The following is a 15,358-nucleotide window of genomic DNA, read 5'->3' as shown; positions in this document are numbered from 1 at the left end:
CCGTCAGGGATGGTGACCCCAACGCGGGGTAAGGGGTCGTAGGGGGCAAGGGGCTGCGTAAGCCCCTGCCCCCTGCCCCCCGCCGGGAGGCGACCAAGCCCGGATGCCGGGCAGCATCCGCTATCCAGCGACGAAAAAAAAGAAGGAAACAAGCCCCCCCTCCTCTTCCCTCACCCCGTCGGGGGACCATCTTCCGCGCCCTGCCCCGCTTGCGTCAACAAGCGGAATCGTCGTTCCCACTCCGCAAATGCTACAGCGTCCCTTGATGAGGGTCGGGAAAGGCGGCTTTCCTTTGTTGAGTCGGTGCACTGTGTCGGAGAGGCGTTGAGCTTCCGGGGGAAATGTCGCACTCATGACGACGGCGAAAAAAGCCGTTCACATCTTGAGCATCCGGGGGAAACGTCCGCGTGGCGAAAGGCGTCCCTGTCGCATGACGTATACCCGCAGGGAGCTACCAGCGCTCCCGCTGCGCGGGGATAGCCTCCGGCCCTGCCCCGCGCGCCGCTCCGGCCGTCCGCCGCGCCGTTCAGGAACGTGAGATTGACGCCGTCGCCGGGAGCGGGTAGTTTTTTTGTCAACAGGCGCGGTAGCGCTCTGGTGAAGCGGTTCCGATTCCCCCGGTATTGAGTGACTGGGTAAGTTTGAGGAACCGCTTTTTTGTGCCCGGGCCTCCACATCGACAGTGAGGTTGGAGAACAGCTTGCCCTCCGCATCCTCCGTCGGCATCAGCCCCACACGGCGCAAGATTCCGTCCAGCTCGACGGTATTTTCCACCCAGTGCAAGCGCGTGGAACCGTCCTTGAGCAATTTCAGTTTGAAACGCGCAGCGTTTCAAACCATACGGCCTGTCGTTTCGCGGAAAAAACGCGGTTTTTCCGCTTGGTTTCGGCCGGGCGGCGCTGTGCCGCCGCCTCGCATTTGGCCTTTTTCAAAGGCAAAATGCTCTTGCGCGGCTTGTTCGCCGCTTCCGTCCGTATCCGTGTGGACGCTTCGATGATCTCCCGCAATCCGGGGAAGAGCTTCCATTTCTCAGGCTGCGCGCCCGTGTATTTTTCCCCAGCCCTTGCCGGAAAAACGTACCGGTCGCTCAAGCTGGGGCGTATCACCGACCTGCCGTGTTCGCTTTCGTATCTCAGGGCGTCATGATACGTCTTCACGGCGGCGATGTATCCCCTGATTTCCGCGCCGCCCGGCGCGGCTGTTTCCCCGTCCCGGCGGGTACAGCGTCGGCTGCGCCTCCCGCAGATTGACCGGATCGGCGTCCGTGTATACTGTGTTGTTGGAAACATTGGAGGGGACAACCAAAGGAGAAGCAGCTCCGGAGCCGATGTCCCGCCAATGCTTCCCCTTCTGCCCGTTCACATAACGGGCATTTTTTTGAGCTGCCGCACAGACCAAGTGTTGGCAGGGATGCCGCCGCTCTCCTTCCCAGCATTTTGACAGGTTGCCGAGAGGCTTTCCCCGCCGCCGCGATGTTGTCCACCGCCGCGCCGAGATCGCGGATGTCCCGCTCCAGACTGGCGCGGGCCGCATCGCCAAGGGGCGTCTGTTCGTACAGCGCGGCCTGATGCAGACCGTCCCCGTCCGCCGAAAGAAACGGCTTTCCTTCGTCGATATCCGCGGCTATGCTATGTTCACCGCTTTGGCCTCGTTGTGAAGCGCGTTGTGCAACCAAAGGGTCCCCTGCCCGGGGAAGAGTGGGATGCGTCCCTCCCAAAGCGGCCTTTTTGACTTGCGCCACGGCCACGACAGGCGCAGCGTCGATCCGCGTCGCAACGCTCGCTCCGCCCCGTGCAACCTCCATTTCCCTGTTCACCGGTGGATATACGCAGATCTCTGCCTTGTGGCAGGAAAAAACCTTGACAGCACCCGCTGCATCTGGCAGCCTGCTCCTAATATACAATTAGTTGTAGATTGCAGTGTATATGATGGAGATCTCGTTTTTTGTACGCTCTCCATACGTCCGTACACTGTTGAGCAAGAGTTTCGTTTAGCGCGTTTCGCCATTGAAAAAGACGACACACGAGGCGGCGGGATAGTGCCGCCCGATCCAAACCAAGCGAAATGACCGCTTTTTTCGCGAAACAACAGACCGTATAGAGAGGAGCGCAAAGCGTTTCACTCGAAAAATGCTCTGACGGATCAAGCGCAGTATGGGGGTTGCGGGTCCTATCCCCGCAGGGGATACTCGTTGTCAGCCAGCCGTGATGTGACCAAAAGTATGTCCGGCAATTTTTTGGTTAAAATAATGGGAAGCTTGTCTCATGAAACAGACAGATTTTCCTGATGTGCCTGAGGAACTGGGGGTACATCGAGTCCCATCTTGCTCCGTTCAAGCGGAAAACAGTGGTGGCAACAAGCCGCTTCCACAGAGCACAATCCTTGCCGAGATCCTTTACAAATGCCTCAGCGGATGTCCATGAGCCATGCTTCCCGCGTGTGTGGCTCATGAAGTACTATGCACGAGCACTTCCAGCGCTGGAACAACGCTGGTGGCATGACGGCATCTTGCGGCAAGCCCCGCCGCGCTCTCAAAAGATCAGCGGTTGAGTGCCTCGGACGCAACTCGACAGACAAAGGAGAAACCCAATGAGGATCAAAAATTTTGAATGCGGCATGATCGATTATTTGCCAAGTTCTTTTAAAGAATACCTGTTGACAAATAATATGTCTGAAAAAATCTTTAATTTAAAGAAGAATTTGGATGAGAATTCCCTAGATGTAGTAAATTCCTCTTTAAAAAAGATCTTGCATTTGCCGGATGCCAAGTACAAGAATGTATTTTTTTATGATGAAGAGGAATTGAATAAAAATTTTGCAGATTCCAGGTGTTGTTATAATAGCCTGATGACAATTGAGCGTTATCAGTATTTTATGGAGAACTATAAATTCCCTTATCCTTCCTATGATGCTGAAGTATTGATTTTTCATCATTCTTTATCTGATCGAAGCGATAAATTCAAAGAATACTTGCAAGGAAAAATATTCATAGATGGGGGAGCTTATATTGGGGAGAGCGTGTTGGTCATGCTTCCCTATAACCCCTCGAAGATATTCTCATTTGAGATCTCAGATACGAATATCAAAAATTATCTTTTGACGATGCAGATGAATAACGTGAGTTGCGACAAATTTGAACTTGTAAAAAAGGGATTGAGCAACGTTTCTTGCCAGAAAAAGATTCGTGATCTGCAGTATGAAGGTGTGTCAGAGTATATAGGATCAGATGATGCTGATCTCGTGGATTTTGTATCTCTAGATGACTTTTACTTTAACGATATCCCAGAGAGAGAGAGAGAGAGAGAGAGAGAGATCGGCTTCATAAAGGCTGATATCGAGGGATCCATGATCTCGGCTTTGCAGGGCATGGAAAAAATCATAAAAAAATTTAGACCTGTTTGCTCTTTTGCAATTTATCATTCTCCATTTGAATTTTTTGAAACCAAGCCGCTACTTGAAGAGTACACGAAAGATTTGAATTATTCATTTGAGATACATAACAAGGTCTCTTTCCCTGATAATATTTGGGGAGTCACACTTTTTGCATATCCGACAGAAATAAATTAGGAGATCCGTTGCTGATGTCAGTTCCAGCTTGATAGATCGGAACTTTCCACACAAATCTGTGATCGAGCGAAGAAAGAAGAGCACGTCAGCATTTTTTTGATAAAAAATGCTGACGACTCTTGGAACAGACTGATTTTCGTTATGGCCTGAGGAGCTGTGGGAACGTATCGATCCCCCTTCTCCTCCCGTTCAAGCGAAAAAGGCGTGGCGGCAGCAAGCTGCTTCCACAGTGCGCAATCCTCGCCGGGATCCTTTACAAATACCGCAGAGGATGCCACTGGGCCACACATCCCGTGTGTATGGCTCAAAAAGTACTGTGTACGAGCACTTCCAGCGCTGGAACAAAACGGGTTTCATGGCGGAGATGCTTCGCATACTTCTCACAGAGTATGGCGAAAAAGTCGGTATCGACGCCCAATGGCAAGCTATGGACGGCACCTGCGGCAAGCCCCGACGCGCTCGCAAGAGATCAGCGGCTGAGGGCCTCGGACGCGACCCGACAGCAGAGGGCGAAGTGGCGGAAATATCCATCTCCATGTGGATGGTCAGGGGACCCCTCTGGGGCTTACGGTAGCAGGGGCCCGTGCTGCAGATAGCCGCCTGATCGGAGCGAGCCTGGACAACTCCCGGGAAGTGGGCGGCTGGTTTACGGGAGCCGATGCTCGCCATTTTTGTCTGGGCAAGGGGTAGGCTCATCCACGAGCCGGCGAAGAAGTTTACGTTAACGGATTTGAGGGACATACATATCCGCAGCCGGGGAGAAGAAGTCCGGCAACGCCAGAGTGATCCCGCACATCGTCGGGTAGGGGAACGGACATTCGCCTGATTGAAAGGGTCCCGAAGTCTTCGAGCACGTTGCTGTCTCGTCGATCTCATGGGTCTGCCTTATCTTGCTCTGGGCTGTATTCTTTGGAGAAAACTAGATCAGCAGTCTATATATGCCGGACATCTTCTAAGGACGGATCCCATGCCGATACCGGGTACGCTCGTACCGTGAAGGCATGGAACACTGTTCTTATTTCCCCATAAAAGGATAAAAAACTTTCAGGATCTCTTCCGGGGAAGCCATAGGAACTTTTTATTTTGGGCCATCACGTGGCCCCCCTCTATCAAAGCCAGACCGTATAATGGGTTCTCAAACGATCTCCTCACCGAACAACGCTCGGCACATCATGCACATTGTGGAATCCTTTGGCGGCGGGACGCTGAAGGCGCTGACAGTATTGACCAAAACGCTGGACAACTTTCAGCACAGCATCATCTACAGTCGCTGCAAGGAAACGCCCAGGGATTTCCGGCATCTTTTTCGTGAAGATATCCAGCTTGTCCCCCTTGATATCCGACGCTCGCGCAACCCTTTTCGTCTGCTGCGGAGCATCCTGGCCCTGAAAGGGGAAATGGAGCGTCTGCGTCCCGATGTCGTCCATTGCCATTCGTCCGTCGCGGGCATCCTGGGGCGCGTGGCGGCGAGACTTGCGGGCTTCCCGTGCGTGTATACACCCCATGCATACGGCTTTCTGCGTACGGATATGTCTCCCTGGCAACGCCGCCTCCTCCGGCAGCTCGAACGCCTGCTGGCGCGTTGCGGCACGGCGACCATCGCTTGCGGGAAAGAGGAATTCCTCCTGGCGCGCGGGCTTTCGAGCCCGGGGCATCCCGTCTTTCTTGTGCGCAACGCGCTGGATCTTTCCGATCACAGCCAGCCCCCCAGCCGGCCGCCATCCTTCCCCAGGGTGGGCATCTGCGGCAGGCTGACGCCTCAGCACGGCATCGCGTGGACCGTGGAGACGGCGACCCTCCTGCAAAACGAAGCGTCGTGGATATGGATCGGCGCCGACAAGGCGAGCGACGTCCTTCCTCCCTTCATGGAAAAGAGCGGCTGGCTCTCTCCGCAGGAAGCCTTGCGGGAGCTCGCTTCCGTGACGGCGGTGCTCCATCCGACGCTCTGGGACGGACTTGCGTATACCCTTCTGGAAGCCATGTCCCTGGAAAAGCCCATCGTCGCTTCCGACATCCCGGCCAACAGGGCCATCATCCGCCACGGGGAAAACGGTTTTCTGGCCTCCTCCCCCGAGGAGACGGCACGGCTGCTCCGCATCCTGCTGCATGATCCGGACTTGTGCCGACGCATGGGGCGCAACGCTGCCGAATATGTGCGAAAAGTCCATGATCCCGCCCTGCTGCGCCGTCGATACACGCGCATCTATACAGCGCTGGCGGAAAAGACCGTGCCCATGCGGCCCCGTGGATGATGCGCCGTTTCCTGGAAAAAGTCTTTTCCCTCGGGTCCATCCAGGCCGCGCAGATGCTGCTTCCGCTGCTGGCGCTGCCCTATCTTTCCCGGACGCTGGGCAAGGAGTCATTCGGCATCGTCATGTATCTCGGCGTGGTGACGCTGGTGATGACCTTCGTGCTGGACTGGGGGTTCCTCCTGGGCGGGGTACGCTGCGTCGCCCGGCAGCGCGGGCGGCGAGAGGCTCTTTCCGGCCTCTGGTGGCATGGCCTGCTGGCAAAGGCGCTCCTGCTCCCCCCTCTGATCGGAGGAGGCGTCCTTTTCTTTTTTCTTTTCCCGCACCCTTCCTTCAGCCCTCTGGCCATGTTCTGGGCATCCCTGGCGGGGATCGCGCGCGGATTTTCGCCCCTCTGGTTCTTTCAGGGGAAGGATGACGACAGCCTGCGCCGTCTGGCCGTCTATGATCTGGCAAGTACGGCTCTGCTCCTGCTTTTGATGGTCGTGCTCATCCGCGGACCGGAAGATGCCTCGCTCTACCTTGCCCTGCTGGCGCTCAGCAAGATAGGCGCTTACGGGCTGCTTTGTCTGCGGACATGCCGCGCCTATTGCTTTCGTCCCACAGTGAGCGGCGCTCTGGCGCTTCTGCGGGAGACCCGCGTCTTTTTTGTGGGGGGCATCGCGGGGCAGACCTACTCCAACTGGTCGCAACTCGGCATCGGCGGCATCCTGCCCGCTCGGGAGATGGGGCTCTTCCTGGCCGCGGACAAGATCAGCCGGGCGATCGTGAGCATGAGCAATCCCCTGAGCCAGGCGCTCTTCCCGGAGATCTGCGCCCTGCATGGCCTGGATGATGCCGCGCGCCGACTTCGTCTGCAGCGTATGGCGCTCCTTGCGGCGCTGCTGGCGTCAGCGGGCGGATGCGCCCTGGTGGAACTGCTTGCCCCGGCCATCCTCCAGCTCGCGCTTGGCCAGGCGTCCGAGGACGCCGTGCTGATATTGCGCCTCCTGGCCCTTGTCATCCCCCTGCTGAGCCTGAACCAGATACTGGGGCCCCAACTGCTCGTTCCCAAGGGAAAGGAACACGTCGTCACCCTGGCGCAGATCTGTGCCGCCGTGGTGAGCATCCCCACCGCCCTGACGCTGACGTTTTTTTTCGGTCTCCCCGGCGCCGCCGCGCTCCCCCTGCTGGCGGAAGGATGTATCTTCATCATCCTCTGCATGGGGATCTATCGCCATTGTCCCGAACAGATCCCTTTCTTCCAGTCTCGCAACAGTGGAACATAACCATGCCGACGAATGTTGCCATCATCGTTCCTGTCCACGATGCCGCCCAATGGATAGATGTGTGTATGGAGCAATTGCTTGCACAACGGAGGCTGCCGGATGAGATCATCTTCGTTGACGATGCCTCGACGGACGATACCGTGCAACGCTGTTTTTTCTGGCAGGAAAAACACCCCTCTCGTGTTCGCATCATACAGCTTTGTGCGAACAGCGGGCCCGGCATCGCCAGGAATGCGGGCATCGCGGCTTGCCGCAGCGCATTCCTTGCCTTTATGGATGTCGACGACCGCCTGTCGCCTCATTTCCTGTCGCGGCTGTACGATCGCATCACGCACGATAGCCTTGATATGGTCGTCTGCGGGATCGATGTCATTGCCCCAACATCGTCGAAGAAGCTCCTCCCCGCCGACGTTTGCGACAATGCTTCCCTGTTGCGCCAGAAGATCTTGCTCTATGCGCCCGTCAACAAGATATACAGGACACGTTTTCTGCGTGAAGAGCTGATACGGTTCAGCCGCTGCCGCATCGGAGAAGATATGGCCTTTGCCGTGAAGCTGTGCAGCCGGTCCCCACGCATGGGTGTTGTCCCCGAAGCCCTCTACCAGTATGTGCGTCGCCCCGGGAGCCTTTCCGGCGCCTTGCGCTTGCGCCATGAGATCTTTGCCGCGCTGGACGACCTCCACCTCTTTTTGCGCCATGCGGCCTGTCCTCCGCGCCTGTTCTCCGTCTACCGTCGCCTTTGCCTGCTGCATGGTCTGTACTACCCCTTGCGGCTGCTCCTGCGCCACCGGCGTTCAGTATCCCTTGTCCAGCTTGCGCGCGAACTCCATTTTTATCTTGCCACGACCCTGCGGATGATAGGAGAAAGTTATGAACGATAAGCTGCTGCGCCTTTCATCTTTCTTCCTTTTCCCCTTGGCGGCCTGGCAGGTCTGGATCACCGACATCCCCAACTATCATTTGCAGCATCTGCTCATGTGGCTGCTGCTGCCCTTTCTGGCCTGGACATGGTGGCGCGGGCTCTGGAGCATGGCCGACGCCTGGGCGCTGGCTCGTCCCTTTCTTCCGTTCCTCGCGCTGTTCGTGTTGCTCCAGGCCGTGGCCTGCCGGCAAAGCGCCCACCTGCTGACGCCGGGAGACGAACTCACGTTTACGGCACGCTCGCTGGTCAAACTGGTGGCGCAGTGGCCCTTTCTTCTTGTCTTTTGCCTGGTCGGCCGGCTGCTGACGCGCGAGCGGGCATGTCGGATCGCCCTGCTTCGGGGCGCCATAGCCCTGTTTTTCTTCATTTTTCTGCTCTTCCTGCTTCAGGCGCTCTTCGTCTACCTGCGTTCTCCCGATGGGGCGCCCTACACCACGGAAAACTACCCCAGCGACCCGTTGTCGCAGGCGATCCTTGGCATCGTGCACCGGCCCCTGCATTTTCTGGCGGACTTTCTGGAAGCCCGCTGGCGCAATGGCGTATACGATTTTTATCACGGCGGTTCATATGCCCTGACGTTGCCGCGCATCAATGCCGTTTTTGAAGAAGCGTCCATGCTGGCTTCCCATATCGGGGTATTCTTCTTCCCTCTGGCGGTCGGCCTGCTGGGGAGGGCGCAACGATCCGGGGACAGGCGTCGCAAGCTCCTCGCCTGGTCCATATTCGCCGGCTGCTGTCTCATGCTGGCCGCATGTCGCTCCACCACCGGGCAACTCCTGCTCATCATCGCCGTCATCATCTGGTTTTGCCTGCACATCGCGCGCAAGCGCCTGTACAGCATCATATCCTACGGCCTGCTTGCCCTCGCGTGCCTCCTCGGCATGGTCTTTTTCATCCCGCAGGGATATACAAGCCTGCTCGTCCGTATGGACGGCTATCTCTCCAGCGCCGCTCCGCGCGCCGTCGTCACACGCGCGAGCCTGCCGATACTTGCGGAGTCCCCCCTCCTGGGGGTCGGGCGCGACGCCTACCTGCCCCTGCTCTACCAGCAGAAAGACTACCGGGATCACATTGCCGATCCCGAACTGGCTATCTGGGAAAAAAGCGCTACCGGCGAGATGTCCGCGCTGCTGGCCTTTGCGAGCAGGTACGGCATCCCGTGCACCCTCCTGCTGCTTTGCGGCGCGGGGGGGCTCTGTCTGCACCTCTACCGCCTGCGCGACAGATTCCCCCGCAGCGAGTCGCTGGCCTTTGCCGCACCGGCGTGTCTGGCCTGGATCGTCATGGGGTGCGCCACTCTGCTGGCCTCATATGATCCGCGCAATGCGCTCTTCCTCCTGCCGGTCGCCTGCTTCCTGGGCATTTCCCTGCACTGGTCGGCGCGGCAACGCCGTGAGCGCGCGGGCTGCTGCATCATCATGCACAGTTTCGGCGGCGGCGGGGAAAAAATGGCCCTTCTCCTCGCGGAAGGACTGGCGCGGCACGGTCGCAAGGTCAACATAGCCTGCCTGAGCCATCAGCCCCTGTTGCCGCAGGCCGTGCCGGACGGTGTGGACTTTTCCATGCCTTCCCGCCCCGGCGCTCTTTCGCGGCTGCTCTTCCTGCCGCGGGTGGAAAAACTGACCGCCGAGGCCGCCGTGGTCGTGGGCAGCCTTGAACTGCAAAGTATGCTGGGAGCGGCCCTGCTGGCGCCGGGCAGGGCCGTGGGCTGGCTGCACAAGGACATCGCCGGCTATCTTGACGGCAAGTCGCGCGCGTATCGTCCGCTCTATCTCTCGCTCATGGCATTGGCCATTCGGCGCAGCCGGACCGTGGTCTGCGTCAGCGACGGCATCCTGCACTCCTCACGCGCGCTCTGGCCGCGTCTTGCGAGCCGTTTTCAACGTATCTACAATCCCATGGACCTGGCCGCCATCAGGGAGCGGTCCCTTCTCCCCCTCCCCCCGGACGTTGCCCGCTTCATGGCCCGGGGGCCTGTCATCCTGGCAGTGGGGCGTCTGGAACGGCAGAAGAATTTTTCCCTGCTGCTTGAGGCCCACGCCCTGCTGCGAGAACGCGGCCTGTCGGTCTGCTGCTGCATCGTCGGTGAAGGCAGCGAGCGGCCCCTGCTGACGCAAAAGATCCGGGAACTGGGAACAGCCGAGAGCGTCCTCATGCCGGGATTCCTGAACCCGTATCCGCTCATGCGTCAGGCGACCGTGCTGGCGCTCAGCTCGCTTTATGAAGGCTTGCCGCTGGTGACCATCGAGGCGCTGACGCTCGACTTGCCTGTGGTCTCCGTGAACTGTCCCAGCGGACCGGCGGAGGTCTTGCAAAATGGACGTGTCGGTCTGCTCGTCGAGGGGACGGCGACCGCCCTGGCCGACGGGCTGGAAAAGACCATCGCCCTTGGCCGAACCGAGGAATCCCGCCGCCTTCGGTTGATGCGAGCCGATGATTTCTCTCTGGAAAAACTCTTCCCCGAATGGTTGCGTGTCCTGGAGGACAAGGACCCGGACATCTGACATCCCGCTCCGTGGGCATCCCCCGTTTGGGCCGCTTCGCGTCGCAGACGCATTTTCCGTTTGCAGCGCTTCGCGTCACAAACCATGCGGCCTGTCGTTTCGCGGGGAAAGCGCGGGCATCCGGTCTGGTTCGGGCGCGGGGCGGCGTCGTGTCGTCGCCCCGCCTTCCTGTTTTTTCAACGGCAAAACGCTCTAAGCCTCTTGTCTCCGGGTGGAATGAGCAAAACTTCCCCCTTGCCCCGTCCCGGCGGGTACAGCGTCGGCTGCGCCTCCCGCAGCTTGACCGGATCGGCTTCGGTGTATACGGTGTTACTGGAAGCGTTGAGTAAAGGAGTAAAGGGGAAGTAGACCCCGGCACTAGCCTGCCAACGCTTCATTTTTTGCCCGTTCACAGAGCGGGCATTTTTTTTGCGCTGCCGCAAGGCCCACCTCATGCGGGTCAAGGCGGCTTTGCGGCAGGCGGGATGAGGTATCCGGCGGAGGTGAGGTATCCGGGGGAGGTGCGGGAGGCGTCCCGCTCCGTGAGCATCCCCCGTTTGGGCCGCTTCGCGTCGCAGACGCATTTTCCGTTTGCAGCGCTTCGCAGCACAAACCATGCGGCCTGTCGTTTCGCGGAGAAAGCGCGGGCATCCGGTCTGGTTCGGGCCGGGGCGGCGTCGTGTCGTCGCCCCGAATTCTGCCTTAGAAAAAGGCGAAACGCTCTATGCGGGTGGCATCAAGACATCCATACATTCTTTCAATATCCAGGATGCTCCGTGCTGCGCGCAAAGGATCGCCATGATGATGACGCCAAGCATGATGGTATAGATCAACGATCCCACGATACTTTGGGATACGCCCCTCCACCATGAGGGAGAGATTTTTTCTATCTCTCTTTTCAGCGTCCTCGCGCGCTCCTCTTCCAGAGCTTCAAGGCGTTCTCCGTAAAGAAGCTGCCCAAAGTTGCTCACTCTGTTTTCCGCAAGTTCCGTGTATTGTGCGACTCGTTGCCGGGCCAAGGTATGAAAATCTTCAAGCTCGCAAGGCTCCGGTTCTCTTCCTTCCTTTTCTTCAAACGCCTTGACGTAGGCAATCTTTTCTTCTTTGTAGATACTGTACGCGACCAGTCCGACAAAATCATTTTCGCCGCTTACAAGATCATTATAAATAAAACTATACCGATGTTTTTTGTTCGGATCGGCCATTTGCTTTTGCCCATGCGGAGTTTATCTCTTCCGCGGTAAAACGCGGCAAGCGTTCGGCAGCTTCGCGAATATGCTTTGCATATTGCTTGCCGGAAATGGCCGCGTTATTGGCATCCCGGACAAGCTGAAGCGTTACGACCCGCTTCTGGGTGTTCATCATTGCTACCTCCTGATGAGCAATGGAGTATATTGATATCAGCGTAAAAATTCAACTTGACATTAGCGCATTTTCCGTTTGCAGCGCTTCGCAGCACAAACCATGCGGCCTGTCGTTTCGTGGGGAAAGCGCGGGTTTTCCGCGTGTTCGGTTGCGGGCAGTCGCGAGAGGACTACCGGAGCGATCCGCATTTTCACTGTGGGATCGCTCTACTTCCTTTTGCCGAGCAAGCCGGGGAGGTCGCCGCCCGCCATGCGGTAGAAGCGAAGGCCGGAGTTCAGGCCGGAAAGCCCCGCCGTCAGGAGGGACGCGCCGATGTTGTTCGCCGCCCTGTTGAGGTATGAGGATCGGGCATCGTAGGTATCGGCCCGGAAATCCAGCGTCTTTGCCTGCTGTTCGGCGTCCCAGCGGGCAAGGGCCTTCTGGTAGGCGTTCTCCCCCACGTCGGCGGCAAAGCGGTCGATGTTGCCGAGGCTCACGTCCAGGGCGCTGCCGCTGCCCATATCCACGTTCCCGGCGGCGAGCAGGGAACGGTCCCGCCCCTGCGTCTCCCTGAACTGACGCCGGAGCTGCTCCCGCTGCCGGTCGTATTTCTGCGCCTCTATCTCGCCTTTCTGCCGCTGGATGTCCGCCTGTTGACGGCTGGCGTTCGCCTGCGCCTGCAGGGCATTTGCCTGCGCCCTCTGCTGTGCGGCCTGCGTTTGCGATGACGCCAGAGAACCGGCAGCCGTCAGGCCGCCCGCGACGAGCGCAAGAGGCAGTGCTTCCAGACTTCCCATTATCCTTGACCTCCTGTCATGTCCGCGAGTTCCACGGTGATGAGGACGGCGAGCAGCGTCACCGGCTGCGGGCCGTCAAAGACCAGTTCCAGTTTGCCGCCGTCGCGCCAGCCGCCCGCCAGCGGCACGGCCCAGTCCGCGAGGGACACCTGTCCCGCGCCGCGAGCCGGAACGGGCATGAGCGGGCCGTCCCCCACTCTGGCCGTGAAGGGGCTGGAGTCGATGACGCGGCATTTCACGGCATTGAGTTTGCGGACGCGCATGATGCTGGACCCGTTCTCAAGCGTGGTCTCCGGCATACAGGGGATGCAGCGGGCCGGGAAAGGCGTCTTGTCCGGGCCGTCCACATGGGAAGGCGTCCGGCCGGTCCCGCCCTCGTAAAGATCCGCCAGCCGTTCGACGTAGCGGACGCCGCCGCGCGTCACATGGAACCATATCTGCGAGTTGCCGTCCGGGCCGGGGATGACGGCCACGTCCTCGAACGTCCCGCCGGGGGTGGAGTGGCGATGCCAGCCGATGACGTCATGCTCGCGCATGTAGGTGAGACCGGCCAGCGTGCCGTCGTCCAGCACGCACCAGATGATGGAATGCGGTTCCGCCTGCCAGGCCCACGAGACGACGGGGCTGTCGCGCAGGACGTGCCGGGCGAGGAGGGAGAGGTCCCCGGATTCGTAGCGGTCGGCGCTGAAATCGTAGCCGAAGCCGCGCACCACGCGCCCGCCGCGTTGCAGGTAGACGAGGCCGCCGCCCGTCCGCAGGACCGGGAGGCAGGGCTGCGCGCCGTAGAACGTCTGCGGCTGGAACGACAGGCTGGACGGGGTGACGGCCCCGCCGTCCGCGCCCGCAAGTATCCATTCCCCGCCTTCCGTACCGAGGGCCAGCCCGTTGCGGTCGGACTGACACCAGAGGATGCGGTTCGCCTGCGTGGCGGCAAGGGTGGCCTCGATGGCGTCATCGTCGGACGGGGGGATGCTGGCCGCCATGCTCTCGAAATTCCCCGCCTGCGACAGCCAGACCGTCAGCGGCTGACTGTTCGAGGCCGCGAAGCCGAGCCGCTGCTGATGCAGAAAGACCACCGCCGGATACTTGCCCTCGCCGTCAAAGGGATCACGGGCGGCGGGCGGCGTGTCCTCCGTGTCGGCGGCAAAGTTCCTGTCCTCGAAGGAGAGGCCGGAGACCACTTCCTCGCTCAGGCTCGCGCCTTCCGTGCGCGGCGCGTCGTCGGCCCAGCCCCAGTCCGTGCGCTGTACGGCAAAGGTCCCGGTCAGCGACGAGGACGAGCCGACGACGTACCAGCTCCACGCGCCTGAGGGCGTCCCCTCCCCTTCCGCCGGGTCAGCCGCCCAAAGCAGCATGGCCCCTGTGCTGTCGTCGCGCCAGAGGATGCGGCCGCCGGTATCTTCGCTGACCGTCGCTTCCAGTCTGCGGGTCGTGCCGCCGCCGATGCTGTTTCCCGTACGAACAGTGACCGTGCACCGATAGCGGCCCGGAGCCTGTCGGAACGTGCCGCTCATGCGACGGCCGTCGGGAAGCGGCACGCCGTCCAGCCGCAGGACAGACTCGACAAGCACCTCATCCGACACGGGGAGGCGTCCTATGTAGCCGAAAACGCCGCCCTTTTTCTTGTAGATGCGGTACTCGCCCGCGCCTTCCACCCGAGAGAGGGAGATGCGGATGAAATAGCTCTGCGAGAGCGGGGCCACATCTTCCACGGTCACGGCGGGCGAAGGGGGGGATTCCTCCCCGGTGGCGGCGTCGATGGCCGTGGCCACATAGCTGTAGTTCGTGCGGCTGTTCTCGCCGGTCGGTATCTTGCCCACCGGCACGGCCTCGACTATGCGCGGCGCGACGATGGACGGCAGCCAGTCTATGCGCTCGTAACGCCAGTCGTCGTCCGCGTAGCGTGAGAGTTTGGCCGGGGGGTGGTTGGGATGGGCCAGGAACATCACGTCCGCGCTCTGGGCGAAGCAGAGTCCCGGCAGTTCCGCCGGGCGGTACGGGAGGGATGCCGCGCCCGTCTTGTACAGGCTGCCGTCCGACAGCCAGACGTTGACCGTTGTCCCCGCGTTCGTGCTTATCAGTTCGAGCATCCGGCTCTCGCTGGCCGAGAAGATGAACGGCAGGAAGCGGGCCGCGTCGTTTCCCCCGTCCGTGGCGGCGCTTGTGCCGCCGAGGCAGTCGAGGCCCGGACGTTTGGTGATGCCGCCCTGTGGGAGCGGTATCATGTTCTCCAGCTTCTCGCATCCCGTCTGGTAGCGGGGTTGGTCCACGCGGGCCGCCATTTGCGGCGATATCTCCCCGCCGTTGAGGACGTTTTGCGCCACATGCAGCGACGAACGCACAGCGGCGGCCGCCGTTTCGGCGGCTTTTTGCCGGTATTCGTCACGGCGACGTTCTTCCTGTGCCCGTCTTTCGGCCATCTGCGCCCGTTGTTTGTCGATGCGCTGCATATCCGACGCCAAGGTCATGGTATCGCTCCGTTATTTCCTGTTTTTTCCTTTTTCGGTCCTTTTTCTTTCCGGCGCTGGATAGAGGATTCTGCCCGGCATCCGGGCTTGGTAGCCTCCCGGCGGGGCTTTCCTTTTTCTTTTTATTGCCCGCTGGCTTGCGGATGTTGCCCGGCATCCGGGCTTGGTCGCCTCCCGGCGGGGGGCAGGGGGTGAGAGGGGCAAGCCCCTCTACACCCCCTACGACCCCCGTACACCCCTGTCCGCGTGGCGCAGGGCGT

General features: G+C 60.0%; 10 protein-coding genes. 5 read left to right on the top strand and 5 right to left on the bottom strand.

The genetic code is table 11. From position 1 onward, the window contains the following. Window positions 1-809 precede the first annotated feature (809 nt). Window positions 810-1,007, bottom strand: a complete 198-nt coding sequence (locus Q0K00_RS08765; protein ID WP_297228654.1) for a hypothetical protein — start codon at window positions 1,005-1,007, stop codon at window positions 810-812. 1,582 nt (window positions 1,008-2,589) lie between these two features. On the opposite strand from Q0K00_RS08765, the gene Q0K00_RS08760 reads away from it, so the two are divergent. The 5 genes from Q0K00_RS08760 to Q0K00_RS08740 all read left to right on the top strand — a co-directional run bounded on the left by Q0K00_RS08760 (window position 2,590) and on the right by Q0K00_RS08740 (window position 10,510). After that, entirely contained in the window at window positions 2,590-3,567 is a 978-nt protein-coding gene (locus Q0K00_RS08760; protein WP_297228652.1) for an FkbM family methyltransferase, read from the top strand. A gap of 1,172 nt (window positions 3,568-4,739) precedes the next feature. Continuing rightward, window positions 4,740-5,819, top strand: a complete 1,080-nt coding sequence (locus Q0K00_RS08755) for a glycosyltransferase (RefSeq protein ID WP_297228650.1) — start codon at window positions 4,740-4,742, stop codon at window positions 5,817-5,819. Further along, entirely contained in the window at window positions 5,816-7,084 is a 1,269-nt protein-coding gene (locus Q0K00_RS08750) for a lipopolysaccharide biosynthesis protein (protein WP_297228648.1), read from the top strand. The genes Q0K00_RS08755 and Q0K00_RS08750 overlap by 4 nt, the downstream gene beginning before the upstream one ends. Before the next feature lie 2 nt (window positions 7,085-7,086). Then, a complete protein-coding gene (locus Q0K00_RS08745) occupies window positions 7,087-7,965 on the top strand; it encodes a glycosyltransferase family 2 protein (protein ID WP_297228646.1) in 879 nt (292 codons plus the stop codon). After that, on the top strand, window positions 7,955-10,510 hold the full coding sequence (locus tag Q0K00_RS08740; RefSeq protein WP_297228644.1) for a glycosyltransferase: 2,556 nt from the start codon (window positions 7,955-7,957) through the stop codon (window positions 10,508-10,510). Before Q0K00_RS08745 ends, Q0K00_RS08740 begins: the two co-directional genes overlap by 11 nt. Window positions 10,511-11,211: 701 nt before the next feature. Here the strand turns inward: Q0K00_RS08740 and Q0K00_RS08735 are convergent. The 4 genes from Q0K00_RS08735 to Q0K00_RS08720 form a co-directional block, all read right to left on the bottom strand. Then, window positions 11,212-11,694, bottom strand: a complete 483-nt coding sequence (locus Q0K00_RS08735) for a hypothetical protein (RefSeq protein WP_297228642.1) — start codon at window positions 11,692-11,694, stop codon at window positions 11,212-11,214. Next, window positions 11,663-11,854 (bottom strand): hypothetical protein, encoded by a 192-nt coding sequence (locus Q0K00_RS08730; protein WP_297228640.1) that lies wholly within the window; start codon window positions 11,852-11,854, stop codon window positions 11,663-11,665. The genes Q0K00_RS08735 and Q0K00_RS08730 overlap by 32 nt, the downstream gene beginning before the upstream one ends. Before the next feature lie 206 nt (window positions 11,855-12,060). Continuing rightward, entirely contained in the window at window positions 12,061-12,630 is a 570-nt protein-coding gene (locus Q0K00_RS08725) for a hypothetical protein (protein ID WP_297228638.1), read from the bottom strand. After that, complete coding sequence (locus Q0K00_RS08720; RefSeq protein ID WP_297228636.1) at window positions 12,630-15,098, bottom strand: hypothetical protein; 2,469 nt, start codon at window positions 15,096-15,098, stop codon at window positions 12,630-12,632. The genes Q0K00_RS08725 and Q0K00_RS08720 overlap by 1 nt, the downstream gene beginning before the upstream one ends. Window positions 15,099-15,358 lie beyond the last annotated feature (260 nt).

This window comes from uncultured Desulfovibrio sp., from assembly GCF_944327235.1.
In the GTDB taxonomy this organism is placed as follows: Bacteria; Desulfobacterota; Desulfovibrionia; order Desulfovibrionales; family Desulfovibrionaceae; genus Desulfovibrio.
This window is presented reverse-complemented; position numbering and strand designations above follow the sequence as displayed.

Bases quoted from the DNA above. Each gene is read 5' to 3' on its own strand.
- Q0K00_RS08745 (WP_297228646.1), top strand. From the start codon at position 7,087: ATGCCGACGAATGTTGCCATCATCGTTCCTGTCCACGATGCCGCCCAA.
- Q0K00_RS08725 (WP_297228638.1), bottom strand. From the start codon at position 12,630: ATGGGAAGTCTGGAAGCACTGCCTCTTGCGCTCGTCGCGGGCGGCCTG.
- Q0K00_RS08720 (WP_297228636.1), bottom strand. From the start codon at position 15,098: ATGACCTTGGCGTCGGATATGCAGCGCATCGACAAACAACGGGCGCAG.
- Q0K00_RS08750 (WP_297228648.1), top strand. From the start codon at position 5,816: ATGATGCGCCGTTTCCTGGAAAAAGTCTTTTCCCTCGGGTCCATCCAG.
- Q0K00_RS08740 (WP_297228644.1), top strand. From the start codon at position 7,955: ATGAACGATAAGCTGCTGCGCCTTTCATCTTTCTTCCTTTTCCCCTTG.
- Q0K00_RS08760 (WP_297228652.1), top strand. From the start codon at position 2,590: ATGAGGATCAAAAATTTTGAATGCGGCATGATCGATTATTTGCCAAGT.
- Q0K00_RS08735 (WP_297228642.1), bottom strand. From the start codon at position 11,694: ATGGCCGATCCGAACAAAAAACATCGGTATAGTTTTATTTATAATGAT.
- Q0K00_RS08730 (WP_297228640.1), bottom strand. From the start codon at position 11,854: ATGATGAACACCCAGAAGCGGGTCGTAACGCTTCAGCTTGTCCGGGAT.
- Q0K00_RS08755 (WP_297228650.1), top strand. From the start codon at position 4,740: ATGCACATTGTGGAATCCTTTGGCGGCGGGACGCTGAAGGCGCTGACA.